The organism is Neobacillus drentensis, from assembly GCF_036966985.1.
Classification (GTDB): Bacteria; Bacillota; Bacilli; order Bacillales; family Cytobacillaceae; genus Neobacillus; species Neobacillus drentensis_E.
This window is the reverse complement of the sequence record NZ_JBALSN010000200.1, coordinates 1-8575: the sequence shown is the minus strand read 5'-3', so window position 1 is coordinate 8575 and position 8575 is coordinate 1. Positions and strand designations below refer to the sequence as shown.

Below are 8575 nucleotides of genomic sequence, written 5' to 3'. Positions count from 1 at the left end.
TCGTAAAACGTTATTTGTACTAATATCCGTTTTAACTTTTGGACTTGTTACACCAACACAATTAATAGACCATATAAACGCAGAGAATCTCACGGATCGTGATGCGTTTGAAGCCCCGTCAACAGAAAATGCCTTTGGAAAAGTGAACACTTTTGAGGAAACGGCGGAGTTTGATAGAGATAAATTTATAGAGGAACTGATGAAACAGGCAGAAATCCAGTCCTATCAGAAATTTGGTACTAAAATAAAGCCTGTCATCGAAAATGAATTCAAAGAAATTATTTTACCGAATATCGAAAGAGCTCTTGAGGAAATGGCCATTCAATTTCCTGAAGAAGATTTAAAAAATCTCACTATTACCGAACATCCTGGGGCAGGCCATTCGGAGAAAATATTTAATATTAATAATCGAGGAACCGGTAAAGATGTCCTTCGATTCCATGTGAGACGGGATAATCCGCCACAAGAAGGCTATTGGTTTAATTTTCATTATCACACCTATCATGATGATTTCCAGAATCATCATGAATTAGGTGCCATTTATTGGGCTAAAAATACACCACCCAAATGGATGAGTTAAAGTGATTTGCTAATAAGCACAAAAAAAATTTATTATAATAATTGAAACCTTTTTATGACAAACTCGTAAATAGACTATTACCTAAAATGGAGGAATGAAAAATGGCAGTAAGTTTATCAAAAGGTCAAAAAGTGGATTTAACAAAAACCAATCCAGGATTATCAAACGTGGTAGTTGGACTTGGATGGGACACTAATAAATATGATGGCGGTAATGATTTTGATTTAGATTCATCTGTTTTCTTATTAGGAGAAAATGGAAAAGTAACAAATGAAACTGACTTTATTTTCTATAATAATCCTCAAGGAGCAAATGGTGCTGTTGTACATACTGGTGATAATCGCACGGGTGCTGGAGATGGTGATGATGAGGGTGTGAAAGTAAATCTTACATCGATCCCTGCTAATATTCAACGGATTGCCTTTACGATTACGATTCATGATGCTGATAGCAGAAACCAAAACTTTGGTCAGGTTTCAAATGCCTATGCCCGTATCTATAATGAAGCCAATGGAGAAGAATTAATTCGCTATGATTTAGGTGAAGACTTCTCAATTGAAACAGCCATTGTTGTCGGGGAATTATATCGCCACAATGGTGAATGGAAATTCAGTGCCATTGGCAGCGGCTATCAAGGCGGTTTATCGGCACTTGCTACAGACTTCGGCTTACAAATTGGTTAATTGTTATTTGTAAAAAGATCCAGTTTCATTCTGGGTCTTTTTACAAAAACTTTCTTAACAACTTGGGAGGAATTATTCTAAATGTCAGTTATTAATCATATCTTGGACACATATGCACAATTTTTTGATTTAGATATGTGGGGTAAGATATTATCAGATCCGGTCAGCTGGGGACTTATTGGGACTCTTATTATTTTAGAAGGGCTGCTTTCTGCGGATAATGCGCTTGTTTTGGCCGTAATGGTTAAACACTTGCCGCCTGAAAAGCGGAAAAGAGCTTTATTCTATGGTTTATTAGGTGCATATATATTCCGATTTATCGCGATTGGAATTGGAGTATACTTAATCAAGTTTTGGGTCATCAAAGCTCTTGGGGCAGCATATCTTGCTTGGTTAGCGATTAAGTATTTCATCGATAAGCGTAAAGGCGATACAGGTCATGATGAAGAGGAAGCAGAAGGAATTAATCAAGGCGGATTGCTTATACGTTTATTTGGCACCTTCTGGGGAACCGTAGCAGCAGTTGAATTAATGGATATTGCTTTCTCAGTCGATAGCGTTCTAGCTGCATTTGGGGTCAGCAACCAGGTTTGGATTCTGTTTGTCGGTGGTATCCTTGGTGTGTTAATGATGCGGGGTGTCGCTGGTGTATTCCTTACCTTAATTGACAGAATTCCGGAACTTGAAACCACTGCATATATCTTAATCCTGATTATTTCTATTAAGATGGCTCTAACCTTACCGTTATTCAACATTCATATTGAATCATTACATTTCTTTATCATTCTAGCTGTAACATTTGGAGCTACCTTTATTGTTCACTTTATGAATAAGAAGAAGGAAGCCAGTAAAGAAAACCAATCATAATCTATTGATTAAAATGGGGAGCTGACGAGAGTCCGTCTCCTCTATTTTTTAGCTTTAAAAGAGGAGAAATTGGTTATGGAATTTTTTACATACTTTTACCAGGATGAAATTAAACGCTTCTTCTTTCAAAAACCGCAGACATTTACTAAATATTCTAACCGTGAACTCCTATCCTATGGTTTAGGAGCTACTCTTTATATGCCAGCGACACGCCCAAATATTCATCAAGAAATACTATCCAAAAAGCATGAAGGATTAACCTCTCTTGTCATCGACTTAGAAGATGCCGTAGGGGATCACGAGGTAACTGATGCGGAAGCAATGCTCATCCATGAATTGGTAAAGTTACATGCTGAAATGAATAAGGGATTCCTAAGCTATACGGATCTCCCACTCATGTTTATCCGAATTCGGAATCTTGAGCAGTTTAAAAGGGTAACTGCTCAATTAGCTGATGCCATTCATCTCCTGACAGGAGTAGTGCTTCCAAAATTCAGTGCCAAAACAGGTGAAGAACTATTAATAGAGGTAAGTCGAATACATACAAAGCAGCATCCATTTTATGCTATGCCCATTTTAGAGACAGCCAAGGTCATCCAAAAAGAAACGAGAATGGAAGAATTAATAAGCATTAAAACTCTACTTGATCGCTACAAGGAACATGTTCTAAATGTCCGAATTGGGGCGACCGATTTTTGTGGATTATATGGAATACGCCGAAGTGCAGATACAACGGTGTATGATATAGCTGTTTTGAGAGACTGCATTTCTGATATAATCAATGTCTTTCAACGTTTTGACAGTCCCTACGTTGTTTCTGGTCCAGTATGGGAATATTTTTCTGCGAAAAAAAGAATGCTCAAGCCACAGTTAAGGCAAACCCCTTTTCGTGAAAGATATGGTGATGAAGGGCTGAAATGGCGGGCAAAATTAATTGATGATCATATGGATGGATTAATTCAGGAAATCCTCATGGATATCGCAAACGGGCTAACAGGAAAAACGATTATCCATCCCACACATATCAAAGTCGTTCAAGCCCTTAATGTGGTTTCCTACGAAGAATTCATTGATGCCAGCAATATCATTGCAGCCGCAACAGGGGAAATTGGCGTGATGAAAAGTAATTTTGCAAATAAAATGAATGAGATTAAACCTCACTATTATTGGGCTAAGAAAACCATCTTAAAATCAAAGTTGTACGGGGTGCTGCATGAAGAATTCACAACCATTGACCTTATCAAAAAAGAAGTATACGTATAATATTTTAGACTCGATTGAAACCGAGACAGAAGTGACTGAAAATCCGTATGAGCTGCCAATTCAAGAGTTATTTACCATGGCTGCGAGGATCAATAAGAAGCGTTCATTCCTTTTCGTAAGTAAAGTGCTTGGTAAACACTTACCCATAAACCCACATAAAGGGCTGCTGACTGCTGCTCTCCTTGGTTCGAGATATTTAGAAACGGTTAGGGGAACCAAATATGTAGAAACTGAGAAACTCTTAACCTCCTTTTATAGAGAAGAATTATACAAGAGTAAGGCGTTTATTCCTGAACATGTTTGTCCAGTAGTGATTGGCTTTGCTGAAACAGCCACAGCCCTGGGTCATGCCTTCTTTGATTGTTTTCAAAACGCCGAATATTTCCATACCACTCGGGAAGAACTCATGCAGGTGAACCCGGAAATTACCTTTGAAGAAGAGCATTCTCATGCAACATCCCACCGCTGCTATATTCCGTTAGAGATGATTCAAAATGGACGAGAAATTATCCTTGTTGATGATGAATTGACCACAGGAAAAACGGCCTTAAATATTATCGAATCGATTCATAGCAAATTTCCGAGAAAAGTATATACGATCGTTACCATTTTGGATTGGCGTTCAGAACAGGATCGAAAAAGATTTCATCAGGTTCAACAGGAACTTGGTATAAAAATCAATGTCGTAAGTCTGATAACGGGTACTGTCCAGGTGAAGCAGATTCGAGAAATCGCGAACCATTCACCAATCATCGAAAGTGAAGATTATGCTAAGGCATCCTTAGAATGGATTGACCTATCTCTATTTTTTTCGAACACCACCTTTTCTGTGGATAACCCATTGAATCAATCAGCATTTATACACGAAACAGGTCGATTTGGTCTTAGTAGTTCAGACAATAATTATCTTCACCAGAAAGCCTCTCTAGCTGCGGCAGAATTGAATCAAAAAAGATCGGGGCATAGGACTCTTTGCTTAGGAACCGGAGAATTTATGTATCTTCCCATGAAACTCGCGTCTCTAATGGGCAGTGGAGTATTTTATCAATCGACCACCCGCAGCCCTATCTTTATTGAAAACAAAGTGGGTTATGGGGCAAGGTTCGGAGCGTCCTTTCCAAATCCGGAAGACTTATCGATAACCCACTTTGTTTACAACATCCCGCCAGGATTCTACGATGAATTATTTGTTTTCATGGAAAGAAAAGTAGAATTAGAGAGTATACAGCCGCTTCTGAAAGAACTGGAGAAATTACAAATAAAGATGATTAGACTCGTCTATTTTTCTAATAATCGAGGGGAACAAGATGAAAATCACAACCAATAAACCAGCAAGCATCGGAAGTTATAATGCGGAGGACGTTCAATTTCTATTAAAGGATTTAAGTGAGATTTCCCTAGAGGATACCACAGAGAATCGGGAAATGAAGGTTCAATCAGGTGTTCACTACAGTGAATCGTTACCAATTGAGTACCAGCCGCCAAAAGTCTATGTAGATTTATTCTGGTCCACTCTTAAGGAATATAAGCAAAAAGTGGCCTTATGCATCGGGATTGTGGCAGAACGAATCTATCAATCGAAAGGTGATAAAACTGTCCTCGTGTCCCTTGCACGTGCAGGAACACCGGTTGGAATCTTGATAAAAAGATATATACACACGAACTACCATGTTTCAGTGCCACATTATAGTATTTCTATCATTCGTGATAGAGGGATTGATGAAAATGCCTTGAAGTACATTTTAACTCAACACCCTAATGCTGAAATTCAGTTTGTTGATGGATGGACGGGTAAGGGAGCCATTTCGAAAGAATTGGCAAAAGCCTGTCACAAGTATAAAAAACAATACGGGGTCCCACTGGATGACACATTGGCAGTAATTGCAGATCCCGGCTACTGCACGACATTGTTTGGAACAAGGGAAGATTTTTTAATCCCAAGTGCTTGTCTTAACTCAACCGTATCTGGGTTGGTAAGCAGAACCGTTTTAAATGATCTATATATCGGCAAGGATGATTTCCATGGAGCGAAGTATTATCAGGAATTGACTCCCATCGATGTTTCCAATGAATATATTGATTTGATTAGTAAGGAATTTGGAAGAATTTCTGTGGAAGCGGCTGAAGTCTCCCGAAAAATGGTTGACGATAGAATAGAAACGGGATTCCTAGGGATGGAGGACGTTAAACGAATTCAAACTGAATTTGGAATTGAAAGCCCTCATTTTATTAAACCAGGGGTTGGCGAAACAACGAGAGTATTGCTTCGCAGGGTTCCATGGAAAATTCTGATGCGCGATCCTTCAAGTCCATTCGTCAAACATATTCTGATGCTCGCAGAAGAAAAGGGAGTAGAAGTTGTACCATATCCAAACTTAAAGTATTTATGCTGCGGCTTAATTAAATCGGTAAAGGGGAGTAATGTATGATTTTTGCATCTGACCTTGACCGTACATTGGTTTATTCAAAAAGGGCGATCGAGGATCTGGGAAAAGATGATTCGTTCGTCCTTAAACCCGTTGAAAAAAAAGATGATGACTGGGTTGCCTATATGACAACATCATCCTATTCAGCATTAAAAAAGTTAGCAATGAATAGTTTATTTATTCCAGTTACCACAAGGACAACGGAACAATTTGACCGTTTTCACATTTTTAAGGATGACATTCCAATTAAATATGCAATCACTTCAAATGGGGCCAATATCATTTATCAGGGTATGTTGTTGAAAGATTGGTCAACAAATATCATCAACCGTATGACTGAGGAATCAGTTACCCAAGAGGTGCTGCTTACTAAGCTGAAGAAGGAAGGTTTCGTCTTTGATGGGCATATGAAGCAGGCGGAGAATTTATTTTTCTATTTCATCTTAAACAGTCTTCCACCTGCTTCTGATCTCCAAGTGATTCATGAAGTGGCAGTTCTAAATGGATGGAGAATCTCCTTACAAGGGAGAAAACTCTACTTTATCCCTCGAGCAATTAGCAAAGGAGACGCACTTGAATATATCTCAAAACGAGAAGGAATGAAAGTAATTGCTGGTGCGGGGGACTCCATACTAGATTGGGACTTTCTGAAAAACTGCCACTATCGTTTTGTCCCGGCCCATGGGGAACTGGCAAAGGTGTCAGGCACCAATGATTATACTCTGACAAAAAATAAGGGGATCGTTGCAGGGGAGGAGATTATCCTGCAATTTCTACAACTGCTACGTCTTAGAGTTTAATCTTTTTCTCTTTTCGGGTAATAACGAAAAAATAAACACAGGAAAATAAACTATACGTTCCTAAGCAGAATAGGACTGACAAGGCTAATGATTGCAATATTGGAGATAGTAGAAACGTAAAGATGAAACTAAAAACAAATAAATCAAGATAAACAAAAACATCGGAAACCATTACATCCATAACGGTATCCAATTCCTCTTTTATCTGCTCCATCCGCGGCCGCTTATATAAAAAACGCATTTGAGTCACCTACTTTAGTGTGAGTACTCAATAGTATGTAAGGACAAGGAAAAAGGTGAAAAATAAGGGAAATACCTGTTGTATGAAACATTTTTTAAGGAGTTTCGTATAAACAAATGAACCAATTAAATAACTGTGATATGATGTTATGGAAACCTTACATAATTTTCTAAACGCTTGAAAAAAAAGCTTTCGCTTCTAGAGGGAAGGGATTATGAATGAATCCATCATATAATCAGTTAAAGGCCCAACCTGTCGCCCTTTCATATGAAAATTGGCAGGCATTGCTGAAGAAACCACTGCCAGAGCGGCCATATTATTCATTAGAAAATGGCACCATTCACATTGGGCAAGTAATTGGGAAGTTCCTTGGAATACCTATCGACCAGGACCACTATTATAACCAGCTTTTTGATTATGTGAATATTCCGGAATGGAATCTGCATTTATTAAGTGAAGAGTCACTGGATAAAACGATTAATAACCATCACTTTCAATCCATTCAAAAAGTCATCAATATCCATAGAGAACAAAAGCTGTCCATCAACCGATTCACAGCTTTTCTTGAAGGGGAACAGCTATTGTTGAAATCCAGGGTCCCAGTTATTCATCGGAAACTGCGCGAAGCGATGATTGCAACATTAGAGATGTTCGCGAAGATTGAAAAAGATGGTTTAGTCAACCATGATTTAAGGCGTGTCCTGGTTGATCTTGTGAAATGGTCTATCAATCATTTAGAGCCAGTTTTGGAAAAGTGCGATCCACAAAAAGAAATGCCAAAATTTTTGTGGTATGGCGATTTTAAGAAAAGTCACCAATATTTTTTATATTATTTAATAAAGCTAGGCTGTGATCTAGTCATTTTCCACCCAGAAGGTAAGGATATCTTAGAAGGGATTATGAGTGAGCCGATATTCTCTCATGAATACCCTAATCGGATCCCTGCAGAACCATTCCCTAAGGCAGAGCGCACTCGTAAAGCAACGGTTGCTTACCGAGCCTCCAAAGAAATTGAGACCATTTTAAACCAAGAGGGTTCTGGCCTTTACAAGCCATGGCAATTAAGGGATTACACACCGTCTTCGATTACGTTAAAAACCACGTATGATGAACTTTTTATTCTTGGAAAAGAAATAGCAATGATTCGGCCAGATTTTGAGGTAGGGAACGGACAAGTTAAAATTCCTTCCATCTTTGCTAAGGTTCAGGGTGTGAGTAAGAACCGTAAAGAGTACTGGGACCGCTTGCAATCACTTAGTGAATTAGAACATAGTTTACTGATTCGACGCCTGCCGATCACGATGGAAAGCACAAGTGATTTTCGCTTTCATTATCGAAATGCACATGGAAAGGATGGCTTTATTAACCCTGAAATCATGATGAAGTCACATTATTGGCCTTACTCGTTCCTGTCAACCGGCTTACAAAAGGGAATTGCTAACGCGGTAAGAAGAATATGTGATAAACCAGGTTTAAAGCCCCTGCCAACGGAAACGATAGAAGACGTAAAAATGTATTTATTTACGCAGGCCTTGTTTATGCCTAAACCGATTATTCAGTTGATTGAGAAATTTGACTACTCTCAACATGTACCAAAGTTAATCATTTTCAATAATGAATTAGCCGGTATGTTGACAAGGTCCGATGCAGCACTACTTTTACTTTTAAATCAATTTGGGATCGATATCATCCTTTATAATCCTCCTGGCCATAAT

9 protein-coding genes are annotated in these 8575 nt (G+C 38.6%); 8 read left to right on the top strand and 1 reads right to left on the bottom strand.

From position 1 onward, the window contains the following. From V7659_RS13685 to V7659_RS13655, 7 genes are all read left to right on the top strand, one after another. Positions 1 to 580, top strand: a 580-nt coding sequence (locus V7659_RS13685) for a YpjP family protein (protein WP_335540457.1), incomplete at its 5' end; no start/stop codon positions are given. 101 nt (positions 581 to 681) lie between these two features. Next, a complete protein-coding gene (locus tag V7659_RS13680; protein WP_335540456.1) occupies positions 682 to 1263 on the top strand; it encodes a TerD family protein in 582 nt (193 codons plus the stop codon). A gap of 81 nt (positions 1264 to 1344) precedes the next feature. Beyond that, entirely contained in the window at positions 1345 to 2130 is a 786-nt protein-coding gene (locus tag V7659_RS13675; RefSeq protein ID WP_283874729.1) for a TerC family protein, read from the top strand. 75 nt (positions 2131 to 2205) lie between these two features. Beyond that, positions 2206 to 3393: an HpcH/HpaI aldolase/citrate lyase family protein gene (locus tag V7659_RS13670; RefSeq protein WP_335540455.1), complete on the top strand. Its 1188-nt coding sequence runs from the start codon at positions 2206 to 2208 to the stop codon at positions 3391 to 3393. Then, positions 3344 to 4720: a phosphoribosyltransferase family protein gene (locus V7659_RS13665; protein ID WP_335540454.1), complete on the top strand. Its 1377-nt coding sequence runs from the start codon at positions 3344 to 3346 to the stop codon at positions 4718 to 4720. Before V7659_RS13670 ends, V7659_RS13665 begins: the two co-directional genes overlap by 50 nt. Further along, positions 4701 to 5822 carry a cysteine protease StiP family protein gene (locus tag V7659_RS13660; protein ID WP_335540453.1) on the top strand — a complete coding sequence of 374 codons (1122 nt, stop codon included), beginning with the start codon at positions 4701 to 4703 and terminating at the stop codon, positions 5820 to 5822. Before V7659_RS13665 ends, V7659_RS13660 begins: the two co-directional genes overlap by 20 nt. Then, entirely contained in the window at positions 5819 to 6619 is an 801-nt protein-coding gene (locus V7659_RS13655; RefSeq protein ID WP_335540452.1) for a hypothetical protein, read from the top strand. Before V7659_RS13660 ends, V7659_RS13655 begins: the two co-directional genes overlap by 4 nt. On the opposite strand, the gene V7659_RS13650 is transcribed toward V7659_RS13655, so the two are convergent. Next, positions 6609 to 6860, bottom strand: coding sequence for a hypothetical protein (locus tag V7659_RS13650; protein ID WP_335540451.1), 252 nt, complete (start codon positions 6858 to 6860; stop codon positions 6609 to 6611). The two genes, V7659_RS13655 and V7659_RS13650, sit on opposite strands and share 11 nt — an antisense overlap. Positions 6861 to 7078: 218 nt before the next feature. On the opposite strand from V7659_RS13650, the gene V7659_RS13645 reads away from it, so the two are divergent. Then, a partial coding sequence (locus V7659_RS13645; RefSeq protein WP_335540450.1) for a YceG family protein occupies positions 7079 to 8575 on the top strand: 1497 nt, incomplete at its 3' end.

Bases quoted from the DNA above. Each gene is read 5' to 3' on its own strand.
- V7659_RS13680 (WP_335540456.1), top strand. From the start codon at position 682: ATGGCAGTAAGTTTATCAAAAGGTCAAAAAGTGGATTTAACAAAAACC.
- V7659_RS13675 (WP_283874729.1), top strand. From the start codon at position 1,345: ATGTCAGTTATTAATCATATCTTGGACACATATGCACAATTTTTTGAT.
- V7659_RS13670 (WP_335540455.1), top strand. From the start codon at position 2,206: ATGGAATTTTTTACATACTTTTACCAGGATGAAATTAAACGCTTCTTC.
- V7659_RS13665 (WP_335540454.1), top strand. From the start codon at position 3,344: ATGAAGAATTCACAACCATTGACCTTATCAAAAAAGAAGTATACGTAT.
- V7659_RS13660 (WP_335540453.1), top strand. From the start codon at position 4,701: ATGAAAATCACAACCAATAAACCAGCAAGCATCGGAAGTTATAATGCG.
- V7659_RS13655 (WP_335540452.1), top strand. From the start codon at position 5,819: ATGATTTTTGCATCTGACCTTGACCGTACATTGGTTTATTCAAAAAGG.
- V7659_RS13650 (WP_335540451.1), bottom strand. From the start codon at position 6,860: ATGCGTTTTTTATATAAGCGGCCGCGGATGGAGCAGATAAAAGAGGAA.